The sequence below is a fragment of the Klebsiella sp. CN_Kp106 genome (assembly GCF_040064575.1).
In the GTDB taxonomy this organism is placed as follows: Bacteria; Pseudomonadota; Gammaproteobacteria; order Enterobacterales; family Enterobacteriaceae; genus Klebsiella; species Klebsiella michiganensis.
In genome coordinates, this window is sequence record NZ_JBEAIG010000003.1 from 95,716 (window position 1) to 121,821 (window position 26,106).

27 protein-coding genes and 2 tRNA genes are annotated in these 26,106 nt (G+C 54.8%); 20 read left to right on the forward strand and 9 right to left on the reverse strand.

The window, feature by feature from the left end:
• Positions 1–29 precede the first annotated feature (29 nt).
• From ABLU96_RS03345 to rnt, 3 genes are all read left to right on the forward strand, one after another.
• Positions 30–1,127 carry an alkene reductase gene (locus tag ABLU96_RS03345; RefSeq protein ID WP_004851469.1) on the forward strand — a complete coding sequence of 366 codons (1,098 nt, stop codon included), beginning with the start codon at positions 30–32 and terminating at the stop codon, positions 1,125–1,127.
• Between the two features lie 79 nt (positions 1,128–1,206).
• A complete protein-coding gene (gloA, locus tag ABLU96_RS03350) occupies positions 1,207–1,614 on the forward strand; it encodes a lactoylglutathione lyase (RefSeq protein WP_004119471.1) in 408 nt (135 codons plus the stop codon).
• A gap of 106 nt (positions 1,615–1,720) precedes the next feature.
• Complete coding sequence (gene rnt / locus ABLU96_RS03355) at positions 1,721–2,365, forward strand: ribonuclease T (protein WP_014229602.1); 645 nt, start codon at positions 1,721–1,723, stop codon at positions 2,363–2,365.
• A 51-nt stretch (positions 2,366–2,416) separates the two neighbouring features.
• Here rnt and grxD read toward each other — a convergent pair whose 3' ends face one another.
• Complete coding sequence (gene grxD / locus ABLU96_RS03360; RefSeq protein ID WP_004102692.1) at positions 2,417–2,764, reverse strand: monothiol glutaredoxin 4; 348 nt, start codon at positions 2,762–2,764, stop codon at positions 2,417–2,419.
• Between the two features lie 339 nt (positions 2,765–3,103).
• On the opposite strand from grxD, the gene ABLU96_RS03365 reads away from it, so the two are divergent.
• Positions 3,104–3,958, forward strand: a complete 855-nt coding sequence (locus ABLU96_RS03365; RefSeq protein ID WP_064405890.1) for a C40 family peptidase — start codon at positions 3,104–3,106, stop codon at positions 3,956–3,958.
• A gap of 124 nt (positions 3,959–4,082) precedes the next feature.
• Entirely contained in the window at positions 4,083–4,664 is a 582-nt protein-coding gene (gene sodB / locus ABLU96_RS03370) for a superoxide dismutase [Fe] (protein WP_004851476.1), read from the forward strand.
• Positions 4,665–4,720: 56 nt separating this feature from the next.
• On the opposite strand, the gene ABLU96_RS03375 is transcribed toward sodB, so the two are convergent.
• Complete coding sequence (locus ABLU96_RS03375; RefSeq protein WP_004851479.1) at positions 4,721–5,887, reverse strand: MFS transporter; 1,167 nt, start codon at positions 5,885–5,887, stop codon at positions 4,721–4,723.
• A gap of 164 nt (positions 5,888–6,051) precedes the next feature.
• Positions 6,052–6,141, reverse strand: a complete 90-nt coding sequence (locus ABLU96_RS03380; RefSeq protein WP_049082851.1) for a YnhF family membrane protein — start codon at positions 6,139–6,141, stop codon at positions 6,052–6,054.
• Positions 6,142–6,437: 296 nt separating this feature from the next.
• Here ABLU96_RS03380 and purR point away from each other — a divergent pair, with 296 nt between their 5' ends.
• The gene (gene purR, locus ABLU96_RS03385) at positions 6,438–7,463 is read left to right on the forward strand and encodes an HTH-type transcriptional repressor PurR (RefSeq protein ID WP_004851481.1); all 1,026 of its coding nucleotides are present in this window, start codon (positions 6,438–6,440) and stop codon (positions 7,461–7,463) included.
• An 18-nt stretch (positions 7,464–7,481) separates the two neighbouring features.
• Here the strand turns inward: purR and punR are convergent, their stop codons facing one another.
• Positions 7,482–8,393: a DNA-binding transcriptional activator PunR gene (gene punR / locus ABLU96_RS03390; RefSeq protein WP_004851483.1), complete on the reverse strand. Its 912-nt coding sequence runs from the start codon at positions 8,391–8,393 to the stop codon at positions 7,482–7,484.
• Positions 8,394–8,505: 112 nt separating this feature from the next.
• Between punR and punC the strand changes: the two genes are divergently transcribed.
• The gene (punC, locus tag ABLU96_RS03395; protein WP_025105838.1) at positions 8,506–9,690 is read left to right on the forward strand and encodes a purine nucleoside transporter PunC; all 1,185 of its coding nucleotides are present in this window, start codon (positions 8,506–8,508) and stop codon (positions 9,688–9,690) included.
• A 298-nt stretch (positions 9,691–9,988) separates the two neighbouring features.
• A complete protein-coding gene (gene cfa / locus ABLU96_RS03400) occupies positions 9,989–11,137 on the forward strand; it encodes a cyclopropane fatty acyl phospholipid synthase (RefSeq protein WP_014838673.1) in 1,149 nt (382 codons plus the stop codon).
• A 29-nt stretch (positions 11,138–11,166) separates the two neighbouring features.
• On the opposite strand, the gene ABLU96_RS03405 is transcribed toward cfa, so the two are convergent.
• The gene (locus tag ABLU96_RS03405; RefSeq protein WP_064405888.1) at positions 11,167–11,802 is read right to left on the reverse strand and encodes a riboflavin synthase; all 636 of its coding nucleotides are present in this window, start codon (positions 11,800–11,802) and stop codon (positions 11,167–11,169) included.
• 229 nt (positions 11,803–12,031) lie between these two features.
• Here ABLU96_RS03405 and mdtK point away from each other — a divergent pair, with 229 nt between their 5' ends.
• From mdtK to ABLU96_RS03455, 10 genes are all read left to right on the forward strand, one after another.
• Positions 12,032–13,405, forward strand: coding sequence for an MdtK family multidrug efflux MATE transporter (gene mdtK, locus ABLU96_RS03410; RefSeq protein ID WP_348862328.1), 1,374 nt, complete (start codon positions 12,032–12,034; stop codon positions 13,403–13,405).
• A gap of 210 nt (positions 13,406–13,615) precedes the next feature.
• Positions 13,616–13,692, forward strand: a tRNA-Val gene (locus ABLU96_RS03415).
• A 4-nt stretch (positions 13,693–13,696) separates the two neighbouring features.
• Positions 13,697–13,773: transfer RNA gene (locus ABLU96_RS03420), tRNA-Val, on the forward strand.
• Between the two features lie 444 nt (positions 13,774–14,217).
• Positions 14,218–14,403 carry a general stress protein gene (locus tag ABLU96_RS03425; RefSeq protein WP_004136767.1) on the forward strand — a complete coding sequence of 62 codons (186 nt, stop codon included), beginning with the start codon at positions 14,218–14,220 and terminating at the stop codon, positions 14,401–14,403.
• An 88-nt stretch (positions 14,404–14,491) separates the two neighbouring features.
• Entirely contained in the window at positions 14,492–14,989 is a 498-nt protein-coding gene (locus ABLU96_RS03430) for a ferritin-like domain-containing protein (protein ID WP_014229611.1), read from the forward strand.
• Positions 14,990–15,021: 32 nt separating this feature from the next.
• Positions 15,022–15,528 carry a ferritin-like domain-containing protein gene (locus ABLU96_RS03435; RefSeq protein WP_009653688.1) on the forward strand — a complete coding sequence of 169 codons (507 nt, stop codon included), beginning with the start codon at positions 15,022–15,024 and terminating at the stop codon, positions 15,526–15,528.
• 19 nt (positions 15,529–15,547) lie between these two features.
• Positions 15,548–16,429 (forward strand): manganese catalase family protein, encoded by an 882-nt coding sequence (locus ABLU96_RS03440; protein WP_046878485.1) that lies wholly within the window; start codon positions 15,548–15,550, stop codon positions 16,427–16,429.
• Positions 16,430–16,491: 62 nt separating this feature from the next.
• Positions 16,492–17,895, forward strand: coding sequence for a cytochrome ubiquinol oxidase subunit I (locus ABLU96_RS03445; RefSeq protein ID WP_014229613.1), 1,404 nt, complete (start codon positions 16,492–16,494; stop codon positions 17,893–17,895).
• Positions 17,895–18,905 (forward strand): cytochrome d ubiquinol oxidase subunit II, encoded by a 1,011-nt coding sequence (gene cydB / locus ABLU96_RS03450; protein ID WP_025105844.1) that lies wholly within the window; start codon positions 17,895–17,897, stop codon positions 18,903–18,905. Before ABLU96_RS03445 ends, cydB begins: the two co-directional genes overlap by 1 nt.
• 8 nt (positions 18,906–18,913) lie before the next feature.
• Entirely contained in the window at positions 18,914–20,539 is a 1,626-nt protein-coding gene (locus ABLU96_RS03455) for an alpha-amylase family protein (RefSeq protein ID WP_064405886.1), read from the forward strand.
• Here ABLU96_RS03455 and ABLU96_RS03460 read toward each other — a convergent pair.
• Genes ABLU96_RS03460 through ABLU96_RS03475 form a run of 4 tightly spaced genes read right to left on the reverse strand, consistent with a single transcriptional unit; the run spans position 20,536 to position 23,038 of the window.
• Positions 20,536–21,525 (reverse strand): SDR family oxidoreductase, encoded by a 990-nt coding sequence (locus ABLU96_RS03460; RefSeq protein WP_014229616.1) that lies wholly within the window; start codon positions 21,523–21,525, stop codon positions 20,536–20,538. The genes ABLU96_RS03455 and ABLU96_RS03460 overlap by 4 nt on opposite strands.
• A 22-nt stretch (positions 21,526–21,547) precedes the next feature.
• Complete coding sequence (locus tag ABLU96_RS03465) at positions 21,548–22,066, reverse strand: 2-oxo-tetronate isomerase (RefSeq protein ID WP_009653693.1); 519 nt, start codon at positions 22,064–22,066, stop codon at positions 21,548–21,550.
• Positions 22,067–22,078: 12 nt separating this feature from the next.
• On the reverse strand, positions 22,079–22,525 hold the full coding sequence (locus tag ABLU96_RS03470; RefSeq protein WP_025105847.1) for a YetF domain-containing protein: 447 nt from the start codon (positions 22,523–22,525) through the stop codon (positions 22,079–22,081).
• 9 nt (positions 22,526–22,534) lie between these two features.
• Positions 22,535–23,038 carry a hypothetical protein gene (locus tag ABLU96_RS03475; RefSeq protein WP_064405885.1) on the reverse strand — a complete coding sequence of 168 codons (504 nt, stop codon included), beginning with the start codon at positions 23,036–23,038 and terminating at the stop codon, positions 22,535–22,537.
• Between the two features lie 354 nt (positions 23,039–23,392).
• On the opposite strand from ABLU96_RS03475, the gene ABLU96_RS03480 reads away from it, so the two are divergent.
• Positions 23,393–24,391: a LacI family DNA-binding transcriptional regulator gene (locus ABLU96_RS03480; protein WP_064405931.1), complete on the forward strand. Its 999-nt coding sequence runs from the start codon at positions 23,393–23,395 to the stop codon at positions 24,389–24,391.
• Between the two features lie 43 nt (positions 24,392–24,434).
• A complete protein-coding gene (locus ABLU96_RS03485; protein ID WP_224243828.1) occupies positions 24,435–26,102 on the forward strand; it encodes an alpha-glucosidase in 1,668 nt (555 codons plus the stop codon).
• The last annotated feature ends 4 nt before the right edge of the window (positions 26,103–26,106 follow it).

Consider the following 26,106-nt stretch of genomic DNA (forward strand, 5'->3'; position numbering starts at 1 on the left):
CAAGACGACCGGTCTACTCAGGAGTCATTATGTCAGAATCAAAGTTGTTTACCCCGTTGAAAGTGGGTGCGGTAACCGTACCGAATCGCGTGTTTATGGCTCCGCTGACGCGTCTGCGCAGCATTGAACCGGGCGATATTCCTACCCCGCTGATGGGCGAATACTACCGCCAGCGCGCCAGCTCAGGCCTGATTATTTCCGAAGCTACCCAGATCTCCGCTCAGGCTAAAGGCTACGCGGGCGCACCGGGCCTGCACAGCCCGGAGCAGATTGCCGCATGGAAAAAAATTACCGCCGGCGTACACGCCGAAAACGGGCGTATTGCCGTTCAGCTGTGGCACACCGGGCGCATTTCCCACAGCAGCATCCAGCCGGGTGGCGCCGCGCCGGTTGCGCCATCGGCCATTAGCGCGGGCACCCGTACCTCGCTGCGTGATGAAAACGGCCACGCTATTCGCGTAGACACCTCGATGCCGCGCGCGCTCGAAACCGCCGAGATCCCGGGGATCGTTGATGATTTCCGCCAGGCGGTAGGCAACGCCCGCGATGCCGGCTTTGACCTTGTCGAACTGCACTCCGCGCACGGCTACCTGCTGCACCAATTCCTTTCCCCTTCTTCCAACCATCGTACTGACCAGTACGGCGGCAGCGTGGAAAATCGCGCTCGCCTGGTGCTGGAAGTGGTTGATGCGGCGAGTAAAGAGTGGAGCGCCGACCGTATCGGGATTCGCGTCTCGCCTATCGGCAGCTTCCAGAACGTCGATAATGGCCCGAATGAAGAAGCCGACGCGCTCTATCTCATCGAAGCGCTGGCCAAACGCGGTATTGCTTACCTGCATATGTCCGAGCCGGACTGGGCTGGCGGCCAACCGTACAGCGATGAATTCCGTCAGAAAGTCCGCGACCGCTTCCCGGGCGCTATTATCGGCGCTGGCGCCTACACGGTGGAAAAGGCAAACGATCTGATCGGTAAAGGCCTGATCGATGCCGTGGCCTTCGGTCGCGACTATATTGCCAACCCGGATCTGGTCGCGCGCCTGCAGAAGAAGGCCGCGCTGAATCCGCAGCGTCCGGAAAGCTTCTACGGCGGCGGCGCGGAAGGTTATACCGATTACCCTACCCTGTAATCCCTCCATTGATAGCGGCGGGTTATCGCCGCTATACTCAACGCTCTGATGTATCAAAATAAACTGCATAGGGGACATTATGCGCTTACTTCACACCATGCTGCGCGTTGGCGACCTGCAACGTTCTATTGAGTTTTACACCAACGTGCTGGGCATGAAACTGCTGCGCACCAGCGAAAACACTGAGTATAAATACTCGCTGGCATTCGTGGGTTACGGCGAAGAGAGCGATACCGCCGTGATTGAGCTGACCTATAACTGGGGCGTTGATAAGTACGATCTCGGCAGCGCTTATGGCCATATCGCGCTCAGCGTTGAAAACGCGGCCGAAGCCTGCGAGCGTATCCGCCAGAACGGCGGCAACGTGACCCGTGAAGCCGGCCCGGTCAAAGGCGGCACCACCGTCATCGCCTTCGTCGAAGATCCGGATGGCTATAAAATTGAACTGATTGAAGAGAAAGACGCCGGAAAAGGCCTCGGCAACTGATCGGCTGCGGGCACCCGCGGTGCCTGCTGTTTTATCCCCTTCCTGCTGCAAGCCGCGGCAAAATTTGCCATAATGCGCGCTACTTTTTTCCAGCTAAGAGAATCTGATGTCCGAGAACGTTCAACTTAATGGTCTGTGCGACCGTTTTCGCGGTTTTTATCCTGTGGTAATCGATGTTGAAACCGCCGGGTTTAATGCCAAAACCGACGCCCTGCTGGAGATCGCCGCTATTACGTTGAAAATGGATGAGGAAGGCTGGCTGATGCCGGACGAAACGCTGCATTTTCATGTTGAGCCTTTTGAAGGCGCCAACCTGCAGCCCGAAGCGCTGGCTTTTAATGGTATTAACCCTAACGATCCCGAGCGCGGCGCGGTGAGCGAATACGATGCGCTGCACGCGATTTTTAAAATGGTCCGCAAGGGAATGAAAGAGAGCGACTGCAGCCGCGCGATTATGGTCGCGCATAACGCCACGTTCGATCACAGCTTTACCATGGCGGCGGCAGAGCGGGCTGGCCTGAAACGTAACCCCTTTCATCCGTTCGTGACCTTCGATACCGCGGCTCTGAGCGGCCTGGCTCTGGGTCAAACGGTGCTGTCGAAAGCCTGTATTGCCGCGGGAATGGCATTTGATGGTACCCAGGCACACTCGGCGCTTTACGATACCCAGCAAACCGCCCAGCTATTCTGCGAAATCGTCAACCGCTGGAAGCGCCTTGGCGGCTGGCCATTACCCGTGGCCGAAGAGTAAGCGATAAAAAAAGCGACTTCACCGGAAGTCGCTTTTTTATTGGCAGCCGAATTACTCGGCTTTCGGTTCGTCAGTCTTGTACTTCGCGGCCGTTTCTTTGATCAGCTGCTGCAGTTCGCCGCGCTGATACATTTCAATCACGATGTCACAGCCGCCGACCAGTTCACCGTCAACCCACAGCTGCGGGAAGGTCGGCCAGTTAGCGTATTTCGGCAGCTCTGCGCGGATGTCCGGATTTTGCAGGATATCGACGTAGGCAAAACGTTCGCCACAGGCGGAGAGCGCCTGAACGGCCTGAGCGGAGAAACCGCAGCTTGGCAGCTTCGGCGACCCTTTCATGTACAGCAGGATCGGGTTTTCAGCGATTTGACGTTGGATTTTTTCTAAAGTCGTGCTCATTGTCGTGCTTCCTTAAACTTCTTTACGGCAGTAATTTGTCATTGTAGCGCCCTGGGCGCAGGACCGATAATAACATTTTTTTCACTTGCCACATTTTATCTTCTGTCGGCATAAGTTGCCTTAAAAATATCATTTTATTGCTATACGCGGCAACGCGTTGCGCGTTTTTCACGCGCGGGTACCGCTGACGGAAGCATTTTTTTGCAAATGTTAACCAAACGAGACGTTAGATACAAAAGAGTAGTAACTCTCCACGATTTTATGCTTTAGAATCGATGCGGTTTGTCATTCATCGTCAGGCATCTGTATATGTCTGTAATTTAATCAGGGGATTGCTCAGTGGCGCGTCTTAACAAAATCGCGATTTCGCTCTGTGCATTACTTTTCACATCTATTTCACTTACGCCGCTGGCGCATGCTTCCGGGCATACGCACGCTTCGGCCACGCCAAAAGCGCATCCGGCCAAGGGCACGACCGCAGAGCGTAAGAAAAAAGCAGCCAGTTCTAAAAGTAAAACCACCGCCAAAACCCCCAGCAAGAAAAGGTCGACCGCCAGCCGCAGCAAATCAACCGCGTCACGCCAGACTGCCAGCGCCACAAAAAAATGCGTTCTGCGCAAAGGCTATAAAAAACTGTGCGCCAGCTCGACAAGGTCGATAGCGGAAAGCAAGCTGGCAACCGCAAGCGTGCAGAAAAAGTGCGTGGTGCGTAAAGGCTATAAAACCCGCTGCAAACCGGTTGCCGACGAGCCGCAGCTGACCATCGCCGACGCGCATAAAGCTCGGGTACAAAAGGCGCAAAGCACCGCCATGTCCAAGCTGATGGATCAGATTGGCAAACCCTATCGCTGGGGCGGCACCTCTCCGCGTACCGGGTTTGATTGTAGCGGTCTGGTCTATTACGCCTATAAGGACCTGGTTAAAATTCACATTCCGCGCACCGCCAATGAGATGTATCACCTGCGCGACGCCCGTCCGGTGGATCGCGGCGAGCTGCAAAGCGGGGATCTCGTCTTCTTCCGCACCCGCGGGCGCGGCACTGCCGATCACGTCGGGGTTTACGTTGGCAACGGCAAATTTATCCAGTCTCCGCGTACCGGCCGCGATATTCAGATCACCTCATTAAGCGACGATTACTGGGTACGCCACTACGTTGGCGCGCGTCGCGTCATGACGCCGAAAACCATTCGCTAATTGTGCCTTGTCGCTGCGGCGGCAGGGTAACTCTCTCTTTTGCCACATCTTTTAATTTGCTACTATTATTACCCTGCGTAATACATGGTTATTACGCAGGCAAACTATAAAAAGGAGAGTAGCAATGTCGTTCGAATTACCTGCATTACCATATGCAAAAGACGCCCTGGCGCCGCACATTTCCGCAGAAACCCTGGAATACCACTACGGTAAACACCACCAGGCCTACGTCACCAACCTGAATAACCTGATCAAAGGCACCCCGTTTGAAGGCAAAACCCTGGAAGAGATCGTGCGTTCTTCCGATGGCGGCGTTTTTAACAACGCAGCTCAGGTCTGGAACCACACCTTCTACTGGAACTGCCTCGCGCCGAACGCCGGCGGCGAACCGCAAGGCGAACTGGCGGCGGCTATTGCTAAGTCCTTCGGCAGCTTCGCTGATTTCAAAGCCAAATTCACCGACGCAGCGGTAAAAAACTTCGGCGCAGGCTGGACCTGGCTGGTGAAAAACGCCGACGGTAGCCTGGCTATTGTCTCCACCAGCAACGCCGGTACGCCGCTGACCAGCGACGCAACTCCGCTGCTGACCGTGGATGTCTGGGAACACGCTTATTACATCGACTACCGTAACGCCCGTCCGAACTATCTGGAGCACTTCTGGGCGCTGGTAAACTGGAAGTTTGTTGCTGCTAATCTGGCTGCATAAAAGCAAACCGCAGAAGCCTTGCAGCTTCTGCGGTTATTGTATGACTTCACGCAATATTAACGGTTGGCGAACGCCTCTTCCGGCTGCGCCCGGCCGCTGAACAGCACCAGCAGTAGCGCCACGCCTGCGATAATCGCCCCCATCACCGGGACAAAGGCATAGCCCAGGCCGCCAGAGATCACCGCGCCGCCCGCCGCCGCGCCCAGCGCGTTTCCGAGGTTAAAAGCCCCAATATTGACCGATGATGACAGCCCCGGCGCTTCGTGGGCGACGCGCATCACGCGCATCTGCAAAGGCGGCACCACCGCAAAGGTCGCCGCGCCCCAGACCACCATACTGATTGCCGCGCCCACCTGCGATTGCGCCAGCAGCGGGATCGCCAGCATGATAACCATCAGCAGCAGCAGAAAGCCCTTCAGCGTCCCGCTAACGGAACGGTCGGCAAACTTACCGCCAAGGTAGTTACCCAGCGAGAAGCCGACGCCAATCAGCACCAGCATGGCGGTCACAAACAGCGGAGAGGCGTGGGTGATGGTATGCAAAACGGGAGAAATATAGGTATAAAGCGTGAACATCGCCCCTGCCCCCAGTACCGTCGTCAGCAGCGCCGACAGCACCTGCGGACGCATCAGCACGGAGAGCTCCTGCTTGACGTCAGGGCGCTCGCCGGCGCTGCCCTTCGGTAGAGAAAACCACAGACCGATAATCGCAATCACGCCCAGCCCCGCCGTGGCAAGAAACGACATCCGCCAGCCGATGGTTTCGCCCAGCCAGGTCGCCGCGGGAACGCCGCCGATATTCGCGATCGTCAGCCCCATAAACATCGTCGCCACGGCGCTGGCCTGTTTGTGTTTTGGCACAACGCTCGCCGCCACCACCGAACCCAGGCCGAAGAAGGCGCCGTGGTTAAGGCTGGTAATAATGCGCGACAGCAGCAGCGTGGTGTAATCCGGAGCAATGGAAGAGAGTACGTTACCGAGGGTAAAAATCGCCATCAGAAAGATCAGCGCATTTCTGCGCGCGCGGTGGGAGAGCAGCAGAGTCATCAGCGGCGCGCCGACCATCACGCCGATGGCATAGGCGCTAATCAGCATTCCCGCCGCCGGAATCGAAACGTCCACGCCTTTAGCGATAACCGGTAATAGCCCCATCGGGGAGAACTCGGTTGTGCCGATACCAAAGGCACCGATCGCCAGCGCGAGCAGGGGAAAATTGATTTTCATGCAGGGACTCCATCAGGCCGCCTTCCGCGACGGCATCTCATCAGAAGTCAAAAGCATGACATCAATCACAGAAAAACAAAAGTGAACGAAATGGCAAAAGATTTTTGCGAAAATGATAATAATGGCGGAGAGAAAGGGAGAGCGGCCCCTCCCTTATCGCATAATTAGTGCAGTACTGCAGTCAAACCTGCGGCAACAATCAAACCAAGAACAATAATCGTCGTCGTCAGCGAAAACTTTAAATTTGTATCCATCAATTTTTCCCCCTGATTATCCCCACATGAAAAGTGAGCTTGCTCATTTTTACACAGAATAGCGTAAAAATCTTCCGAGATTTAGAGTGATGCACATTTTTGCTCTTCCCCTTTGCCCCAAGATCGGACAAAATCCCACGCTAATTTGAAAGCGTATCGGCCATTGACCCCTTCCTGTCGTTCTGTGTCGTTTTCCCGACGTGATGCCATGCTCAATTTTGGCGCCAGGGTGTGTACAGGCAAACGTTTACGTACCGATAAACAGACGATCAGGTCAAGGTCTGGAGTGAGAAGTAATGGCAACTATTAAAGATGTAGCGAAGCGCGCAAACGTTTCCACTACAACAGTGTCACATGTGATTAACAAAACCCGATTCGTTGCGGAAGAGACGCGCAATGCGGTGTGGGCGGCAATAAAAGAACTGCATTACTCCCCCAGCGCCGTTGCCCGCAGCCTGAAGGTCAATCACACCAAATCTATTGGTCTGCTGGCAACCAGCAGCGAAGCGGCCTATTTCGCTGAGATTATCGAAGCCGTCGAGAAGAGCTGCTTCCAGAAGGGCTACACCCTGATCCTCGGCAACGCGTGGAACGACCCTGAGAAACAGCGCGCCTATCTGTCAATGATGGCGCAGAAACGCGTAGACGGCCTGCTGGTGATGTGCTCCGAGTATCCGGAGTCGGTGTTAAGCATGCTGGAAGAGTATCGTCATATTCCGATGGTAGTAATGGACTGGGGCGAGGCAAAAGCCGACTTCACCGACTCGGTTGTCGATAACGCCTTTGAAGGAGGCTATATCGCCGGGCGCTACCTTATTGAACGCGGGCATCGCGATATCGGCGTGATCCCCGGCCCGCTGGAGCGTAACACCGGCGCAGGCCGGCTGGCAGGTTTTATGAAAGCGATGGAAGAGGCGCAGATTAGCGTTCCGGAAAACTGGATTGTGCAGGGCGATTTTGAGCCGGAATCCGGCTACCGCGCCATGCAGCAGATTCTCGGCCAGCATCCTCGCCCAACGGCCATCTTCTGCGGCGGGGATATTATGGCGATGGGCGCCATCTGCGCGGCGGATGAAATGGGTCTGCGCGTGCCGCAGGATATTTCGCTGATCGGTTATGATAACGTGCGCAACGCCCGCTACTTTAGCCCGGCGCTGACCACCATTCATCAGCCTAAAGACTCTCTTGGCGAAGCGGCGTTTAACATGCTGCTGGACCGCATCGTTAATAAGCGTGAAATCTCGCAGTCGATTGAAGTCCACCCTCGCCTGGTCGAGCGCCGTTCCGTGGCCGATGGCCCGTTTGTTGATTATCGCCGTTAACCTTTCCCGCGGCGTCGGTCATTCCGGCGCCCGCAGCCACTCCCGGTTTAGCGTTTCGCTATCGCCAAGGTAATCCAGCAGCCATAGCAGCGCCGGCGAGGCATCGCTTTGCTGCCACGTCAGGCAGCATGCGGCGTCCGGGAAGGGGTTCTCCAGCTCCAGCGCCGTCCATGCGCCGCTATCAAGCCACGGGCGCGCTAAATGCCCGGGTACCATACCGACGCACAGTCCGGCGGAGAGACAGGTTTCTGAGGCATCCCAGTCCGGCACCACCACCCTCTTCTGGTTATCCAGCAGCCAGGTGGTCCGCTTCGGCAGCGAGCGCGAGGTATCCTCCCTGACCAGCGACGGCCAGTTGCGCAGGACGTCATCGCTCAGAGGCCCGGCCATTTTGGCCAGCGGATGGTGGCTCGCGACGACGCAGTCCCAGCTCAGCATTCCCATATCGCGAAAGGCGTAGCGGCCCCCTACCGGAATTGAGCGCGTCGCGCCGATGGCCAGCTCCACGCGACCGTCGGCGAGCGCATCCCAGACGCCGTTGAACACCTCCTGAAAAACAATCAGTTCGACGTCATCAAAATGACGATAGAAATCAACGATCATCTGCCGCATGCGCGTGGGTTTAACGATATTATCCACCGCAATAGAGAGCTGCCCGCGCCAGCCGTTGGCTATCTGCTGGCACTGCTGGCGGGTGATCTGCATTTTTTTGATAACAGAGCGCCCCTCCTGTAAAAACCAGACGCCGGCCGGCGTTAATTCCACATCACGATGACGGCGTTCGAACAGCGGTACCGCCAGCCACTCCTCCAGCTGACGCACGGTATAGCTGACGGCCGAGGGTACGCGGTGCAGTTCCTGCGCTGCGGCGCTAAAGCTGCCGTTACGGGCGACAGCATCGACAACTTCAAGCGAGTATTCGGACCACATTTTCTGCCTGCAAAATTTTTGAATTCACCTGACAAATATTAGCGTTTCACAAGCCTTAATGCACTCCCTACACTCTGCGCCATCGTACCTGCAACAATAAAAAGAGAAGATGATGCAACAACCTGGGAAAGGATTTTTAGTCTGGCTGGCTGGACTCAGCGTACTGGGCTTTCTGGCGACCGATATGTATCTTCCGGCTTTCGCCGCCATGCAACAAGATTTGAACACTTCTGCGGCCTCCGTCAGCGCCAGCCTGAGCCTGTTCCTGGCAGGCTTTGCGCTGGGCCAGCTTTTCTGGGGGCCCCTTTCCGATCGCTATGGCCGCAAGCCGGTGCTGTTGAGCGGGCTGGCCATTTTTGCTATCGGCTGTCTGGGGATGCTGTGGGTTCGCGATGCCAACCTGATGCTCGCGCTGCGATTTATTCAGGCCCTGGGGGTTTGCGCCGCCGCGGTGACCTGGCAGGCGATGGTCACCGATTATTATCCAGCGCAAAGAACCAACCGGATTTTCGCCGCCATTATGCCGCTGGTCGGTTTATCGCCGGCGCTGGCACCGCTGCTCGGCAGCTGGCTGCTGGTCCATTTTGAATGGCAGGCTATTTTTGCCGTGCTGTTCGCGATTACCCTGCTGCTGATGCTGCCCGCCCTGCGCCTGAAGCCAGCGAACAAACCGGTTGCCAGCGCCCAGCAGAAGCTCACGTTTCTCACCCTGCTGCGCTCGCGCGAGTATAGCGGTAACGTGCTCATCTACGCCGCCTGTTCCGCCAGCTTTTTTGCCTGGCTGACGGGGTCGCCGTTTATTCTTCATGAAATGGGCTATGGCCCGACCGTTATCGGCCTGAGCTACGTTCCGCAAACTATCGCGTTTCTGGTGGGCGGTTATGGCTGCCGCGCGGCGCTGCAAAAATGGCAGGGCCAGCAAATTCTGCCCTGGCTGCTGGCGATTTTCGCCCTCAGCGTCGCCGCCACCTGGCTGGTAGGCCTGCGGGAAAACGCCACGCTCGTTGGTTTGATGATTCCGTTCTGCGCCATGGCGGTGGTGAATGGCGGTATTTACCCTATCGTCGTCGCGCAGGCCCTGAAGCCATTCCCGCAGGCGACCGGTCGCGCCGCTGCGCTGCAAAACACCCTGCAGCTTGGCCTCTGTTTCCTTACCAGCCTGCTGGTCTCGACGCTGATTGCCACCCCGCTGCAAACGACCACCAGCGTGATGCTGGTCTCCATCGTGCTGGCCGGGATGGGCTACCGCATGCAGCACAAAGCCGCGCATCTGGCAACAAAATCGTCACATGCTTAAGGTAATGTGCTGATAGTGCAAAGATCCAGTAATTAGCTTGCTAAGATATTTTTGTTGAAAGCCTGTTTTTAGCGGCCTATACTGGATCCGGCATCACATAAATAGAAAACTAATTGATTTTAACGGGAGCAGGATGCATCCCGTTTCACCATGGAAGGCCTTTCGGCAAGGGTTATCTCCCTTCCTCTGTTCTACGTCGGATAGCAGCCTCACGGATTATCCGTGAGATTTCTCACAAAGCCAAAAAAGCGTCTACGCTGTTTTAAGGTTCTGATCACTTGGGCGTGATGGAGAAGCTATGAGTTCATCGTGTATAGAAGAAGTAAGTGTACCAAATGATGACTGGTACCGAATTGCAGCTGAATTATTAGGCCGTGCGGGCATTGAAATTAATGGTCCTGCTCCCTCCGACCTGCGAATTAAAAACCCTCTCTTTTTTAAGCGCGTTTTACAGGAAGGGTCGCTGGGGTTAGGCGAGAGCTATATGGACGGCTGGTGGGATTGTGAGCGGCTGGATATATTTTTCCATAAAGTTTTACGCGCCGGTCTGGAAAATCAGCTTCCCCATCATTTCAAAGATACCTTGCGTATCGCCAGCGCACGCTTATTCAATCTGCAAAGTAAAAAACGATCCTGGATTGTCGGTAAAGAGCATTACGATTTAGGTAACGATCTCTTCAGCCGCATGCTCGACCCCTATATGCAGTACTCTTGCGCTTACTGGAAAGACGCGCAGACTCTCGATGACGCGCAGCAGGCAAAATTAGATCTGATCTGCCGTAAACTTGAGCTTGAGCCAGGGATGCGGGTACTCGATATCGGCTGCGGCTGGGGCGGGCTGGCTTACTACATGGCCAAACATTACCAGGTCAGCGTGGTTGGCGTGACCATCTCGGCAGAGCAGCAGAAAATGGCGCAGCAGCGCTGCGCGGACCTCGACGTTACCATCCTGCTCCAGGACTATCGCGACCTGCACGAAAGCTTCGATCGTATTGTTTCCGTCGGCATGTTCGAACATGTCGGGCCTAAAAATTACGCCACCTATTTTGATGTGGTCGATCGTAATCTGAAACCCGACGGTCGTTTCCTGCTGCATACCATCGGTTCGAAAAAAACCGATCATAGCGTTGACCCGTGGATTAACAAATATATCTTCCCTAACGGCTGCCTGCCGTCGGTGCGCCATATTGCCGAAGCCAGCGAATCGCATTTCGTTATGGAAGACTGGCATAATTTTGGTGCCGACTACGACACGACGCTGATGGCCTGGTATGAGCGCTTCCTCGCCAGTTGGCCGGAAATCGCCGACAACTACTCGGAACGCTTCAAACGTATGTTTAGCTATTATCTGAATGCCTGCGCTGGCGCTTTCCGCGCGCGCGATATTCAGCTCTGGCAGGTGGTTTTTTCTCGCGGGGCCGAACACGGCCTGCGCGTGGCCCGCTAAAAATATCCCCGCATCGGCGGGGATATTTTTTACTCGGCCGCCGTTTTCAGTGCCGCCTCTTTCGCCGCCAGCACGCGCTCGACGGTATCGATGACCGCCTGAGTCTGCGGATCGATTTCAATATTCACCCGATCGCCCAGCTTTTTCATCCCAAGCGTGGTGCGCTGCAGCGTTTCCGGGATTAGATGTACGCAAAAGCGGGTTGGCGTCACTTCACCGACGGTGAGGCTAATCCCATCTACGCCGATATAGCCTTTATAGAGGATATATTTCATCAACGTCGGGTCCTGAACCTTAAACCAGATCTGGCGGTTATTTTCCGAGGTGAGAATTTTCACTACTTCCGCGGTGGTCATAATATGGCCGGACATCAGGTGACCGCCAATTTCATCGCTGAATTTCGCCGCGCGCTCAACGTTAACGCTGTCGCCCTCGCCAACCTCGCCCAGATTAGTTATACGTAGGGTCTCTTTCATCAGGTCAAAACTCACTCGCGCGCCGTCTATATGGGTGACGGTCAAGCAGCAGCCGTTGTGCGCTACGGAAGCCCCGGTTTCGAGCCCCGCCAGCATATGCTCAGGCAGCTCCACGACGTGGGTGCGAAAGTTAGGTTTTTCATCGATCGCCACCACTTTGGCGGTCCCCTGCACAATACCGGTAAACATATTTTGCTCCTGTATAAATTCGTGACGGTATCAGTACCGTTTTAGGCTATGACGAACAATAACAGGTGGCAAAACAGGTTGCCAGCGCACAACGTGCAGTGGAATTTTTTCACTGGCTAAATGGCTAATCCTCGCTACAATAGTCTGGCAAATCCCTCTGCTTTTCTTCTTGCTGCCACATATGGCGGCTTTTTTAGTCCTCCAATAACAACAATATAAAGGTGTTTACGTGCAGAAGTATTTTATTGAAGCGCGTCAGTTATTAGCACTGGCTATACCCGTTATACTCGCCCAGGTGGCGCAAACCGCCATGGGCTTCGTCGATACCGTGATGGCGGGTGGCTATAGCGCCACCGACATGGCGGCCGTCGCCATCGGTACCTCTATCTGGCTACCGGCGATCCTCTTTGGCCACGGCCTGCTGCTGGCCCTGACGCCCGTTATTGCCCAACTGAATGGTTCCGGCCGTCGCGAGCGTATTGCTCACCAGGTACGCCAGGGGTTTTGGCTGGCTGGCTTCGTCTCCCTCCTGGTGATGGTCGTGCTGTGGAACGCCGGTTACATTATCAGCTCAATGCATAACATCGACCCGGCGATGGCAGAGAAAGCGGTCGGCTACCTGCGGGCGCTGCTGTGGGGCGCGCCCGGCTATCTGTTCTTTCAGGTCGCTCGCAACCAGTGTGAAGGCCTGGCGAAAACCAAACCGGGTATGGTAATGGGATTTATCGGTCTGCTGGTCAACATTCCGGTGAACTACATTTTTATCTACGGCCACTTTGGTATGCCGGAGCTCGGCGGTATCGGCTGCGGCGTGGCGACGGCATCGGTTTACTGGGTCATGTTTTTCAGCATGCTCTTCTGGGTGCGCCGCGCGCGTTCGATGCGCGATATTCATCACACAGAGCGCTTCAGTAAACCTGATTTCGCCGTCATCCAGCGTCTGGTACAGCTGGGCCTGCCGATTGCGCTGGCGCTGTTTTTCGAAGTGACCCTCTTCGCCGTCGTGGCGCTGCTGGTTTCGCCGTTGGGGATCGTTGACGTCGCCGGGCATCAGATAGCCCTCAACTTCAGCTCGCTGATGTTCGTCTTGCCGCTCTCGCTGGCGGCAGCGGTGACCATTCGCGTCGGTTTCCGTCTCGGGCAGGGTTCCACGCTGGAGGCCCAGACCTCGGCCAGAACCGGCGTCGGCGTCGGGGTGTGCATGGCCGTTTTCACGGCGGTTTTCACCATGCTGATGCGCAAGCAAATCGCGCTGCTGTATAACGATAATCCCGAGGTGGTTACCCTCGCGTCCCAGCTGATGCTGCTGGCGGCGATCTACCAGATTTCCGACTCCATTCAGGTGATCGGCAGCGGAATTCTGCGCGGCTACAAAGACACGCGTTCCATCTTCTTTATCACCTTTACCGCCTACTGGGTATTGGGACTGCCGAGCGGCTACCTGCTGGCGCTGACCGATATCGTGGTACCGCGCATGGGCCCCGCCGGGTTCTGGTGCGGCTTTATTATTGGCCTCACCTCCGCCGCCGTAATGATGATGCTGCGCATGCGTTTCCTGCAGCGTCAGCCTTCCAGCGTCATTTTACAACGCGCGGCGCGCTAGCCCGTCACGGAAGCGAAGTCGCTATCCAACGGCGCTGATTCAGCGCCGTTTTCTCAAGCTGGTGAAGAAATATTCTTTTGCATCAGTAAAATATAACCAATATGGATAAAACTTCTGCGATCGTGAGAAATCTGGAAGAAAAGTGACGTTTGCCTCTTGCCACAACCCCTCCCTCCCGCTAATATGCGTCCCCGTTGCCACTGCAACATTGCGTTCATAGCTCAGTTGGTTAGAGCACCACCTTGACATGGTGGGGGTCGTTGGTTCGAGTCCAATTAAACGCACCATAATGCGTCCGTAGCTCAGTTGGTTAGAGCACCACCTTGACATGGTGGGGGTCGGTGGTTCGAGTCCACTCGGACGCACCATTTCACAGCCTCGTGATCTGGTGCCTTTTATCTCCCGCATTGAAATATCCGAAAATTACTTTCAGCACTGGCGATACGCTATTTTCTGATTTTTCCCGGTCGTGTCCTTAATATCTTTCACCATTCCGACAACTTATTTCCCGCGCTTATGTAAAGAGACGTAAAGCCCTGCGCCGCGTCTACGCTGCATTTATTAACGCAGCGGCCCCGCCGATATTCCCTCGCGAATAAAAATCTTTCGTTAGATCATAACCCGTTATGCTGACATTCATTAAAAACAAGCGAAACGGTAACAGCAGCGCAATTCAGAGTATTTCAAAAAATATCACCACAAACCGGTTTGACTGTTCAAAAATAACGACTAAATTTAATTTCTGAACGACAACGGATACGTACCTGAAGCGTATCTTCCTGACATAAACTCAACAACAGAGGTATGAAAATATGGCAGAACATCGTGGTGGTTCCGGTAATTTCGCTGAAGACCGTGATAAAGCATCTGAAGCAGGACGTAAAGGCGGTCAGCACAGCGGTGGTAACTTTAAAAACGATCCGCAGCGCGCATCTGAGGCCGGAAAGAAAGGCGGCCAAAATAGCCATGGCGGCGGGCGTAAATCTGATAATTCCTGATATTAATCGCCTCATTCTCTTGTAACTAAAAGAGTAACCTGCGAGTCTGCGGACTCGCAGTTATTCTCCGTTTATAAAGGTAATTAATATGAATATGAAGAGCATAGAAGACGTTTTTATTCATCTTTTATCGGATACATATAGCGCAGAAAAACAATTAACCCGCGGCCTGGCGAAACTCGCCAGAGCGGCGTCCAGCGAACAGCTTAGCGCCGCGTTCAAGGCCCACCTGGAGGAGACTCAGGGGCAAATTGAACGTATCGATCAAATTGTCGAGCAAGAGCCTGATATCAAAATTAAACGGATGAAATGCGTGGCCATGGAGGGGCTGATTGAAGAAGCTAACGAAGTTATTGAGAGCACGGAGAAAAATGAAGTGCGGGATGCGGCATTAATTGCCGCTGCGCAAAAGGTTGAACATTATGAAATTGCCAGCTACGGCACTCTCGCCACTTTAGCAGAACAGCTTGGCTATAAAAAAGCGGTTAAACTTTTAGCGGAAACGTTAGAAGAAGAAAAATCAACCGACCTTAAATTAACTGACCTGGCGGTCGGCAATATTAATAAAGACGCCCAAAATAAATAGCCAGATGGTAAACCAATATTAAGGAGTTGATTATGAATTATCTTGAACATTATCACGACTGGCTACGCGATGCGCATGCAATGGAAAAACAGGCAGAATCTATGCTGGAATCCATGGCGAGCCGCATCGATAATTATCCTGACCTGCGCAGCAGAATTCAACAGCACGTAACTGAAACCAAACGCCAAATTACGGTACTGGAGGAGATTCTGGATCGTAATAATATATCACGCTCGGTGCTGAAGGATTCCATGAGCAAAATGGCCGCGTTGGGCCAATCCATTGGCGGGATGTTCCCTTCCGATGAAATCGTTAAAGGGTCAATTAGCGGTTATGTATTTGAGCAGTTTGAAATTGCCTGTTATACCTCCCTGCTTGCCGCCGCGAATAAAGCCGGCGACACCGCCTCAATCCCCGCCATCGAATCGATTCTGGCAGAAGAGCGGGCCATGGCCGACTGGCTGCTGAAACATATTCCGCAAACAACGGAAGAGTTCCTTCTGCGCTCTGAAGCCGAAGGCGTTGAAGCGAAAAAATAAGCAATAAGGATAAGAGCCTATGTTCCGACACGTTAAGCAGCTTCAGTATACCGTAAGGGTCGCCGAGCCGAATCCGGGACTGGCGAACCTTCTTCTGGAACAATTCGGCGGTCCCCAGGGCGAACTGGCCGCCGCATGCCGGTATTTTACTCAGGGCCTGAGCGATGACGATCCGGGCCGTAAAGATATGCTGATGGACATTGCCACCGAAGAGCTGAGCCACCTTGAAATTATCGGCTCGCTGGTTGGCATGCTCAATAAAGGGGCCAAAGGCGCCCTGGCGGAAGGCGCGGAAAACGAAGCCGACCTGTACCGCTCGCTTACCGCTAACGGTAACGACAGCCATATCACCTCTTTGCTGTATGGCGCAGGCACGCCGCTGACCAACTCCGCCGGGGTGCCCTGGACCGCCGCCTATATTGATACGATTGGTGAGCCAACCGCGGATTTACGGTCCAACGTGGCGGCCGAGGCGCGGGCCAAAATCATTTATGAGCGCCTGATCAACGTCACTGATGACCCCGGAGTGAAGGATGCGCTGGCCTTTCTGATGACCCGGGAAGCCGCTCATCAGCTCTCTTTCGAAAAAGCGCTCCAGTCCATCAGAAATAACTATCCGCCGGGAAAATTACCGCCCGTCCCTGAATACGCCAGCACCTACTACAATATGTCAGAGGGCGACGACATTCGCGGTAGCTGGAATAGCGATAGGCACTTCGAATATGTGGCAAATCCACAGCCTGCAGTGGATGGCGGAGAGGGTGGCGCCAGCGTTAAGCTAACGGCCAAACAAAAGGCCCTGGCGAAAACCATGGCGAAACGGACCCAATCCGATCCGGATGGCGATCCTCTGACCGGCGCAGAGCTCGGCGCAGGCAAGAAAAGCCCTGGTCCTCGATAACCTGCTGTTAATCACTTCCCCCTGCTCAATTCGGGGGGGTGTTCTGTGATGGGGTCCGGAATATGTTTGAACTCGACGCGTTTAATCTGGCTCGGCTGCAGTTCGCATTTACCGTCTCTTTTCATATCCTTTTTCCGGCGATTACCATCGGACTGGCCAGCTATCTGGTGGTGCTGGAGGGGATGTGGCTGCGGACAAAAGATGACGTCTGGCGCTCATTGTATAATTTCTGGCTGAAAATTTTTGCCGTTAATTTCGGGATGGGCGTGGTTTCAGGCCTGGTCATGGCTTATCAATTCGGCACCAACTGGAGCGGTTTCTCACAGTTTGCCGGTAGTATTACCGGTCCCCTGCTGCTTTATGAAGTGCTCACCGCCTTTTTTCTCGAAGCCGGTTTCTTAGGCGTTATGCTCTTTGGCTGGAACAAAGTTCCTCCCGGCCTGCACTTCTTCACCACCTGCATGGTGGCGCTGGGCACGCTGATGTCAACCTTCTGGATCCTCGCGTCAAATAGCTGGATGCAGACGCCGCAGGGTTTTACCATTGAAAACGGTCATGTCATTCCCCAGGACTGGCTGGCGATTATCTTTAACCCTTCTTTCCCCTATCGTCTGTCCCATATGGCGATTGCCGCTTTTCTCAGCAGCGCGATGTTCGTCGGCGCCTCCGCCGCCTGGCATCTTCTGCGGGGCAATGATACGCCGGCCATACGTAAAATGTTTTCCATGGCGATGTGGATGGCCCTGCTGGTCGCGCCGGTCCAGGCCATCGTTGGCGATATGCACGGGCTCAACACGCTTGAACATCAGCCAGCAAAAATCGCTGCCATAGAAGGCCACTGGGAGAACAAACCCGGAGAAGCCACCCCGCTGCTGCTGTTTGGCGTGCCCGATATGGATGAAGAACGCACCAAATACGGGCTGGAAATCCCTGCGCTTGGCAGCCTGATCCTCACCCATAGCCTGAACAAGCAGGTGCCGGCGCTGAAAGATTTTCCGCCGCAGAATCGGCCAAACTCGCTTATCGTCTTCTGGTCTTTCCGCATCATGGTCGGCATGGGCGTGTTGATGATTGCCCTCGGCGTATGGAGCCTGTGGCTCCGCTACCGGCAGCGTCTTTTTCACTCCCGCGCCTTTCAGTGGTTTGCGCTGGCGATGGGGCCGGCGGGGCTGCTGGCGCTGCTGGCCGGCTGGATCACGACCGAAGCGGGACGCCAGCCCTGGGTCATCTATGGTTTATTACGCACCCGGGATGCGGTCTCTCTCCACAGCACAGCGCAAATGATCGTCAGCCTGCTGGTCTTTATCGTGGTGTACTGTTCGGTGTTTGGCGTAGGTTATTACTACATTATCCGGCTGATTCAGAAAGGGCCTCAGCCCGTCAGCGAATTGACATCGACAACCTCCGGTACGCCGGCTCGCCCCCTTTCCGCCGCAGAAGCCGTGCCTGAAGAGGAGACTCGCTAATGGGCATCGATATCCCCGTTATCTGGTTTGTCATCATAGTGTTTGCCACGCTGATGTATATCGTTATGGACGGCTTCGATCTCGGCATCGGAATCGTCTTCAGCTTTGTGCCCAACGCCAACGAGCGCGACGTGATGATGAACAGCGTCGCCCCGGTGTGGGACGGCAATGAGACATGGCTTGTGCTGGGCGGCGCGGGGCTATTCGGCGCCTTTCCGCTGGCCTACGCCGTCATCACCGATGCGCTAACGATTCCGCTCACCGCCATGTTAATTGGCCTGATCTTTCGCGGCGTCGCCTTCGAATTTCGTTTTAAGGCCACCCCCTCTCATCAAAAATTCTGGGATTACTCATTTGTGGGCGGCTCGTTGTTGGCCACCTTTAGCCAGGGGATAGTCGTGGGCGCGGTCATCAGCGGCTTCGAGGTTGCCGACCGCAGGTTCATCGGCTCAGCGCTGGACTGGCTGACGCCCTTTAGCCTGTTCTGCGGCTTAGGGCTGGTGGTGGCTTATACGCTCCTCGGCACCACCTGGCTTATCATGAAAAGCGAAGGCGCGCTGCAGCAGCGCATGCGTGAGCTGACCCGTCACACGCTTCTGGCGCTGATGGCGGTTATCGCCGTGGTCAGCGTCTGGACGCCGCTGGGCTGGCCGTCCGTTGCTGAACGCTGGTTTACCCTGCCTAATTTCTACTGGTTTGTGCCCGTTCCCATTCTGGTACTTGTCTTTAGCCTGTGGATCTGGCGCCTGAGCGCTCATCCCGCGAGCCACGCCCGCCCTTTCCTCCTGACGCTTGGGCTTATTTTTCTCGGCTTCAGCGGTCTGGGCATCAGCCTGTGGCCCAATATCATCCCTCCGCATATCACGCTGTGGGAAGCCTCCGCGCCGCCGGCCAGCCAGCTATTTATGCTGGTAGGAACCCTGCTTATCATTCCGGTGATTTTGGTTTACACCGCATGGAGCTACTACGTATTCCGCGGCAAAGTTTCCGGAAATGAAGGCTATCACTGAGGTGGGCTATGGCTGACTGGCATACGCGGGCCATTGTCTATCAGATTGATTCAGCGCTGTTTTACGATCTTAACGGCGATGGCTGCGGCGATATCGCCGGGATCGCCGCGAAGCTGCGCTATATTCGCCGGCTGGGCGCGACGGTGATCTGGATAACGCCCTTCTACCTGACGCCGTTTCTGGATGAGGGTTACGATGTCAGCGACCATCTGCAGGTCGATCCGCGATTTGGTCAACTGGCGGATATCATTGCTTTTATCGAGCAGGCCCGCGAATTAGGCATGCAGGTTATTATTGAATTACTGATCCAGCACACCTCCGACGCTCACCCCTGGTTTCAACAAGCGCGGCGCAGCCGTCGCTCGCCGTTCCGCGACTATTATCTGTGGGCAGATAGCGATGATGACGATACGCCGCCCATGTTTCCCGGCGTCGAAGAGAGCATCTGGTCGTGGGATGACGAAGCCGGGCAATATTTTCGCCATATGTTTTACCGCCATGAACCCGATCTCAATCTGGCCTCTCCCGCGGTGATCAAAGAGGTCGAAAATATCGTTATCTTTTGGCTGAAGCTGGGGGTTTCCGGCTTTCGTCTGGATGCCGCCTCGCATTTGACGAAACAGGCCGGACGCGGCGAGGAGAAACGCGGGCTATGGCTCCTGGAGCATCTGCGTCGGCTAGTTGAACGACATAATCCGCAGGCCATACTGCTCGGCGAAGTCGACGTTGAGGTGGCGCAGTATCGCGACTATTTTGGCGATAATAACCGACTTAACATGGTACTTAACTTCTGGCTGAACAAATATTTTTACGTCAGCCTCGCCAGCCAGAGCGCCCGCCCGCTGATCGACGCCATCAAGAAAATGGTGGTGCCTCCTGACGCCTGCTGCTTCGCAAACTGGCTGCGCAACCACGATGAACTGGATCTTGAAGGGATCGGTAACAAGAACAAGCGGACCGTGCTGGATGCCTTCGCGCCGGATAAGGAGATGAACGTTTATCAGCGCGGTATTCGCCGTCGGCTGGCGCCCATGCTGAACGGCGACCGGCGGCGGCTGGCGTTCTGTCATGCCGTGCTTTTTTCGCTGCCCGGCGTACCGATCATGCGCTACGGGGATGAGATCGGCATGGGTGACGACCTGGCGCTGGAAGAGCGCTACGCGGTGCGTACGCCGATGCAGTGGGCCGGTTCAGCGGGCGGCGGCTTCTCCGCAGCCGATCCGCAGACGTTTGTGGCTCCCATGATCGACCGGGGACCGTTTCGCTATCAGAAAGTCAACGTCGCGGATTCCCTGCTGCACCGCCATTCTCTCCTGCACCGTATTATTGATATCGCCAATACGCGGTCAGAATTCCCGGAAATCGCCGTTGCGCCTTTCCGCATCATTAGCACCGATCGGCAGGCGATTCTTGGGATCTGCTACGATGACCACGAGCGCAGCGTCATCGCCTTTCTTAATTTCAGTGATAAACCGCTGCGTTTTACCGCGAAAGGGATCTATGCGGCGGTGTGGACGCCCTGCCTGGCCGACAAAACCTACGCGGACGCGCTCACTCCCGGTAAGCACGCTAAGCTGGAGATTAGCGCATATGGCTATCGATGGTTCTGGACCAACAGTAGCGCGCTGCGTTAGCGTTTTTTACGCGAGATAAACCATTTTGCTAAAAGTACCCCCGCCGCTGCCGCGCCGCCCAGCAGCGCTTTTCCCGGCACGCCGGAAGTGATGGCGGTGGCGCGATATTTCGCCTCAGAGGAAAAACGCCCGTGCGTTTTATGCAATCCGCTGACCGGCTGTTCGAGATAGTCCTGACGGTCGTCGGCATTCAAGCGCCGGGTCATTTGCCCTTCCCACGCTTTTTTGACCATCAGCCGGTCAAGGAAGCCCGGGAAAAGAAATTGCCCAATAATGGACTGAATCGTGCTGCTCCCTACCCAGAGTTCGCGTACGGGCCGGCGCGCGACGTTGAAGATAGCCTGGGCGGCCACTTCCGGCTGAAATACCGGCGGCACCGGGCGCATCGCCCAGGCAAACTTATTGCGCGCCCACTCGAACTGCGGCGTATTCAGCCCCGGCATCTGTACCATCGCAATACTCACGCCGCTATTTTCATGCATCAGCTCCGTACGCACCGCATCGGTAAAACCCCGAATCGCGGCCTTTGCCCCGCAGTAGGCGGACTGTAGCGGAATGGAGCGATAGGCGAGCGCGGAGCCAACCTGGATAATCACTCCGCGATCTCGGGGCGTCATCAGCGCCAGCGCGGCGCGAGTCCCGTTAACGTAGCCGAGATAGGTGACCTCGGTTACCCGTCTAAATTCGTCGTGGGTCATCGCTCTGAAAGGCGCCAGCACCGCACACATCGCGTTATTGACCCATACCTCGATAGCCCCGAGCCGATTTTCGATTTCGCCGGCGGCGGTCAAGAGCGCATCGGCATTTGCCACATCGGCCTGCACGGTATGCACCCGAACGCCGCAACGAAGGAGCTCCTGCTTCGTCGCCTCAAGGCTTCGGCCATCGCGGGCAATAATGCCGACGTCATAGCCTGCCCGCGCAAAGCGCAGGGCCGTTGCTTTACCGACTCCCGCAGTACCGCCAGTGATCGCCATGACTGCCATATAAACCTCCGCAATAAAAGCGTTATGCGCTCTGCCAGCCGGGCAGTTTCTCGATGAGCATCGCCAGTGAATAGCGTACGGCTTTCTCCACAACATCCTGGCACTCGCCGGAAAACAGCGTTTTATGCGCGTCGATACTGCCGCGAAAGTTCCACGCGAACCAGACGGTTCCCGCAGGGGTCCCGTCATCGCCGCCGTCCGGCCCCGCGTATCCGCTAATGGCGATACTGATATCCGCCCCGGAACGCGCCAGCGCGCCGGTGGACATCTCTTCAACGGTCTGCCGACTGACGGCGCTATATTTTTCCAGCGTTGAGGCGTTGACGTCGAGAAGCTGCTGTTTCGCCCGATCGCTAAAAGTGATTAAACCAATATCGTAGAATGCGGCCGTATCCGCTTCCGCGCACAGCGCTGCCGCCAGGCTACCGCCGGTGCAGGATTCCGCGGTGGTTAAGCGTAAACGACGGTCAATCAGCGCGCTGGCGACCTGTTTAGTCAGCTCGCCGGTGGTTTTCGCCTGGTTATAAGGGTTATTTGACATAAAAAGACCTTTTTAACTCTCAGCAGGAATAATAGAAATGTGGCCATTCCGTTCCAGTATGGCATATTTGATTTTACTTAATTCCGTAATACCCTGATTCTGCCGCGCGGCGACCAGAATATCATCACAGGAGACGTCCACTTTTTTCAGCTTGTCAATTAACGGCACGCCATTTTCGACTAAAATCACCGGGCAACCATCAAGCGCTGACTCTGCGCCAGCGGAATATTTCTTCATTAATCCGAAAAGCATATCCACGACCACCAGCGTCATAATCGTCAGCATTGCGCCGGTCACCGAAAAATCGTTCCCCAGCAGCGCCTGCTGGGTAGCCTCGCTGATAATAAGTAATAAAATCAGATCAAAGCTGGTCATTTGTAATAGCGCCCGGCGGCCGGCGATTTTAAACACCACCAGCAAAATTAAATATATCGCTAACGCACGCAAGACCATCTCCATCGCATCCTCCTAAGGATAAATAAATTGCCAGAAGCGGATTTCGGGTTCGCCGTTTAGCTGCAAAGAGTGGTTTAACTTACCTGGGCGGGTGGGCGTAACGTAGAGCCATATAGAAAAATTATTCATGCTTTTCAGATCATTATAGACCAGAAAGAGCCGGTCGTTCTGACTGTACATCCTGTCTGGCCGGGGCCAGATACTGCCAGGTTCAAAAGAAGAGGTAAAATCACCGCCAAGGCTAAAAATATATTTATCCGCGACCTGCGGGTGGGCGGTAATCTTTAGCCTGAATTCAGTTTGCAAACGACCGAAGCGGTCATAGGCCACCGTTAAATTGCGCTGCGCAGTTGTTTTTTCGGCAGTGCTAAAATATCCTCCAGAAAAGAGACCCAAAAGGGCTGCCAGTATGATCGCCAATAATATTCCGAGGCCTATCTGGCGGGCAGCGCATTCAAAATTAAGAAAAAATTCGTTCTCTTTAATCCCGGGCAGCCTCTCTTTTTCACTTGCCATTTTTCACCTCACCGTTGCGCTTATTATCGGGGCGCCAGTTTAAGAAATAGCAACCCGGCTTAATATGTCAAGTTCGTCGCGCCAAAGCCGGAATAATAGCAAAACGGGACATCTCGCTTGTTATTCGTTGAGCATCTCCCCCGCCTCCATCCGGAGGAAGATGTTTCCATTTAGCGCGGCGGGTGCACGGATGTTGTCTCGAGCTTAGGCCGTTGCCCGCGACAACATCCGTACCGCTCAGCAGGCGTGTCGTTAACTTTATTGTGAGTCAGGTCATGTTTTATAAAAATGAGGTTGACCCGACTCCTGCGCGAAAATATTTTATGCCCATGTGATATCGATTTCATAAAAACCATGGCAACCATAAAAGACGTCGCTGTAAAAGCCGGCCTGTCGGTCACGACGGTATCCCGCTTCCTGAACAATCATCCTTATATCTCTGAAGATAAAAAGGAAAAAATCCTCGCGGCCATGAAAGAGCTGGATTACGAGCCGAGCACCGTCGCACAGCAGATGCGCGGGGTGAAAACCCACCGGATTGGCGTGCTTATCTCAAGGATAACCAACCCTTTTTTTGCCAGCCTGGTCGACGCCCTTGAAGTTACGGCACGAAAAAACGGCTATTCGGTGCTGATCGTCCAGAACCACAATAGCGCGGGCGAAGAAGAAAACTGTCTCGATCTGCTGAAGAAAAAAATCATCGACGGGGTGATCTTATGCGCCGTAGAGAGTGACAAAGACGTCATTGAGCAATATCAGAAATATGGCCCTATCCTGCTGTGCAACACCAGCATAGATAATACCACTTTGCCCGTCGTCAGAATGAACGATGAACTGGCAACCTATAACGCCGTCAGCTGGCTGCTTAACAAAGGGTATAAAAAAATCGCCTACTCCACCGGTGGCGCATTCCAGCAAAAGGGCCACGGCAGCAGAAGGAACCGCGGCTTTATTGCCGCTATGCAAGACGGACAGCAGGCGGTTAACGAGCGGTTTATTTTTCGTCATGTCCACACCTGGCGCGACGGGCAGCGCCTGGCTGAGCAAATTCTGCAGATGACGAAAAGCGAACGTCCCGATGCGATTTTCGCCGGCAGCGATGAGGTCGCCTGCGGCCTGATTTCCGCGCTATCGGCCCACGGCGTCAGCGTTCCCGGCGAACTGGCGGTCATGGGCTTTGATAACCTTCCCGTGGCGGAGATGGTGCATATTCCGCTCACTACCGTTAGCCAGCCCATTGAGCAGCTGGGCCGCATCTCTGTAGAACGCCTGCTGTCCCTGATCAACCACACGCAGTATCGCTATGACGAGGAAGACCTGAAATCGGAACTGGTTATCAGAGCCTCGGCGTAATTTTTTTTCACTCAATATGGTATCGATTTCATACTCAGGAGAAATGATGAATCAATCACAACAAAGCGCATGGTGGAAAGAATCGGTTATTTATCAGGTGTACCCAAAAAGCTTCTATGACAGCAATAACGATGGCGTTGGCGATATCCCGGGTATTATCGCTAAACTGCCGTATCTGAAAACGCTAGGCATCACCCTGATTTGGGTCTCGCCGTTCTACCGCTCGCCGGGAGCAGATAACGGCTACGATATCGCGGACTACTATGCGGTGAATCCCGATTTAGGCCAGATGCAGGACGTTGATAACCTGATTAAACAGGCTGGCGAGCTGGGCATTGAGGTAATGGTCGACCTGGTGGTTAACCATACCAGCGATGAACACCCCTGGTTTCAGGCCGCGCTGGCCGACCCTCAATCGAAATATCGTGATTATTACATCTTTAAACCCGCCGCGGCGGGCGGCGCGCCCAATAACTGGCGATCGATTTTTGGCGGCAGCGCGTGGGAAAAAGTCGCTGGCGAGGAGTGCTACTATCTGCACGTTTTTCATAAAAAGCAGCCGGATCTCAACTGGGAAAACCCGCAGCTGCGCGAGGAAATCTACGCCATGATTAACTGGTGGCTGGATAAAGGCATCGCCGGTTTTCGCATCGATGCAATTACCTTTATTAAAAAAGATCAGGACTACGCCTCTCTGCCCGCAGACGGTATTGATGGTCTGGCATCGATTAAAGCGAAATCGCGCAACCGTCCGGGCATCGAGCGCTTTCTCCATGAGCTAAAAGAGCGCACTTTCCGTCGTCACCGCTGCGTAACCGTGGGCGAAGCGCCGGGCGTGCCTCTGGAAGAGTACGACAGCTATATTGGGCCAGACGGCTACTTTAATATGATTTTCGATTTTCACGCCGCCGATATTGATGTCGAAAACGGTTCTGAATGGTTTAAGCAGCGCGACTGGAACGTTCGCGAATTCAGGGAGGCGCTATTTGCCAGCCAACGGGCCTTTTGCCAGGCCGGCTGGGGAACGACGTTTATTGAAAACCACGACCAGCCCCGCGCGCTGTCCAAGCTTATCCGCGACGCGGATTATCAAAATGACATCGGTGCCAAAGCGCTGGCCGCGATGTACTTCTTTATGGCCGGAACGCCGTTTATTTATCAGGGCCAGGAGCTGGGGATGAAAAATTTCCGCCGACAATCGATCGCGGAATTTGACGATATTTCCAGTATTGATAACTACCACCGCGCCCTGGCGGAAGGTTTCTCTGAACAGCAGGCGTTAGGCTTTATCAACCAGCGCTCGCGGGACAATTCGCGAACGCCCTTTCCGTGGTCAGATAGCGCCAATGGCGGATTTAACCGGGGCGCGCGGCCCTGGCTGGCGTTTTCCGCAGCTGACTTCAGCGTCAACGCGCAAAGCCAGATAAACGATTCGGATTCAGTATTCGCGTTTTACCAGAAGATGATCGCCTTGCGAAATAAGCACTATCCGCAACCGCTGATCTATGGTTCATTCGCCGCCATAGAAGACGTTGACGATCGCATCATTGCCTACGAACGGAGAACGGCGACCGAGCGTTTTATCTCGATAACCAATTTAAGCGCACAGCCTCTGCCCTTTACGCTCCCGGCGGGTGAGATTGTCCTCAATAATTATGCCGACGCTGAGACTCCCCTGAAACCCTATCAAACCCTTCTCGTTAAGGAATGAGTCA

Coding starts and splice junctions, on each gene's coding strand:
- ABLU96_RS03475 (WP_064405885.1), bottom strand. CDS start 23,038: ATGGCAAGTGAAAAAGAGAGGCTGCCCGGGATTAAAGAGAACGAATTT.
- ABLU96_RS03460 (WP_014229616.1), bottom strand. CDS start 21,525: ATGGCAGTCATGGCGATCACTGGCGGTACTGCGGGAGTCGGTAAAGCA.
- gloA (WP_004119471.1), top strand. CDS start 1,207: ATGCGCTTACTTCACACCATGCTGCGCGTTGGCGACCTGCAACGTTCT.
- ABLU96_RS03375 (WP_004851479.1), bottom strand. CDS start 5,887: ATGAAAATCAATTTTCCCCTGCTCGCGCTGGCGATCGGTGCCTTTGGT.
- ABLU96_RS03435 (WP_009653688.1), top strand. CDS start 15,022: ATGAATTATCTTGAACATTATCACGACTGGCTACGCGATGCGCATGCA.
- rnt (WP_014229602.1), top strand. CDS start 1,721: ATGTCCGAGAACGTTCAACTTAATGGTCTGTGCGACCGTTTTCGCGGT.
- ABLU96_RS03380 (WP_049082851.1), bottom strand. CDS start 6,141: ATGGATACAAATTTAAAGTTTTCGCTGACGACGACGATTATTGTTCTT.
- ABLU96_RS03480 (WP_064405931.1), top strand. CDS start 23,393: ATGGCAACCATAAAAGACGTCGCTGTAAAAGCCGGCCTGTCGGTCACG.
- sodB (WP_004851476.1), top strand. CDS start 4,083: ATGTCGTTCGAATTACCTGCATTACCATATGCAAAAGACGCCCTGGCG.
- cydB (WP_025105844.1), top strand. CDS start 17,895: ATGGGCATCGATATCCCCGTTATCTGGTTTGTCATCATAGTGTTTGCC.
- ABLU96_RS03470 (WP_025105847.1), bottom strand. CDS start 22,525: ATGGAGATGGTCTTGCGTGCGTTAGCGATATATTTAATTTTGCTGGTG.
- ABLU96_RS03440 (WP_046878485.1), top strand. CDS start 15,548: ATGTTCCGACACGTTAAGCAGCTTCAGTATACCGTAAGGGTCGCCGAG.
- punC (WP_025105838.1), top strand. CDS start 8,506: ATGCAACAACCTGGGAAAGGATTTTTAGTCTGGCTGGCTGGACTCAGC.
- cfa (WP_014838673.1), top strand. CDS start 9,989: ATGAGTTCATCGTGTATAGAAGAAGTAAGTGTACCAAATGATGACTGG.
- grxD (WP_004102692.1), bottom strand. CDS start 2,764: ATGAGCACGACTTTAGAAAAAATCCAACGTCAAATCGCTGAAAACCCG.
- ABLU96_RS03405 (WP_064405888.1), bottom strand. CDS start 11,802: ATGTTTACCGGTATTGTGCAGGGGACCGCCAAAGTGGTGGCGATCGAT.
- ABLU96_RS03430 (WP_014229611.1), top strand. CDS start 14,492: ATGAATATGAAGAGCATAGAAGACGTTTTTATTCATCTTTTATCGGAT.
- ABLU96_RS03445 (WP_014229613.1), top strand. CDS start 16,492: ATGTTTGAACTCGACGCGTTTAATCTGGCTCGGCTGCAGTTCGCATTT.
- ABLU96_RS03345 (WP_004851469.1), top strand. CDS start 30: ATGTCAGAATCAAAGTTGTTTACCCCGTTGAAAGTGGGTGCGGTAACC.
- ABLU96_RS03465 (WP_009653693.1), bottom strand. CDS start 22,066: ATGTCAAATAACCCTTATAACCAGGCGAAAACCACCGGCGAGCTGACT.
- ABLU96_RS03425 (WP_004136767.1), top strand. CDS start 14,218: ATGGCAGAACATCGTGGTGGTTCCGGTAATTTCGCTGAAGACCGTGAT.
- ABLU96_RS03455 (WP_064405886.1), top strand. CDS start 18,914: ATGGCTGACTGGCATACGCGGGCCATTGTCTATCAGATTGATTCAGCG.
- punR (WP_004851483.1), bottom strand. CDS start 8,393: ATGTGGTCCGAATACTCGCTTGAAGTTGTCGATGCTGTCGCCCGTAAC.
- ABLU96_RS03485 (WP_224243828.1), top strand. CDS start 24,435: ATGATGAATCAATCACAACAAAGCGCATGGTGGAAAGAATCGGTTATT.
- purR (WP_004851481.1), top strand. CDS start 6,438: ATGGCAACTATTAAAGATGTAGCGAAGCGCGCAAACGTTTCCACTACA.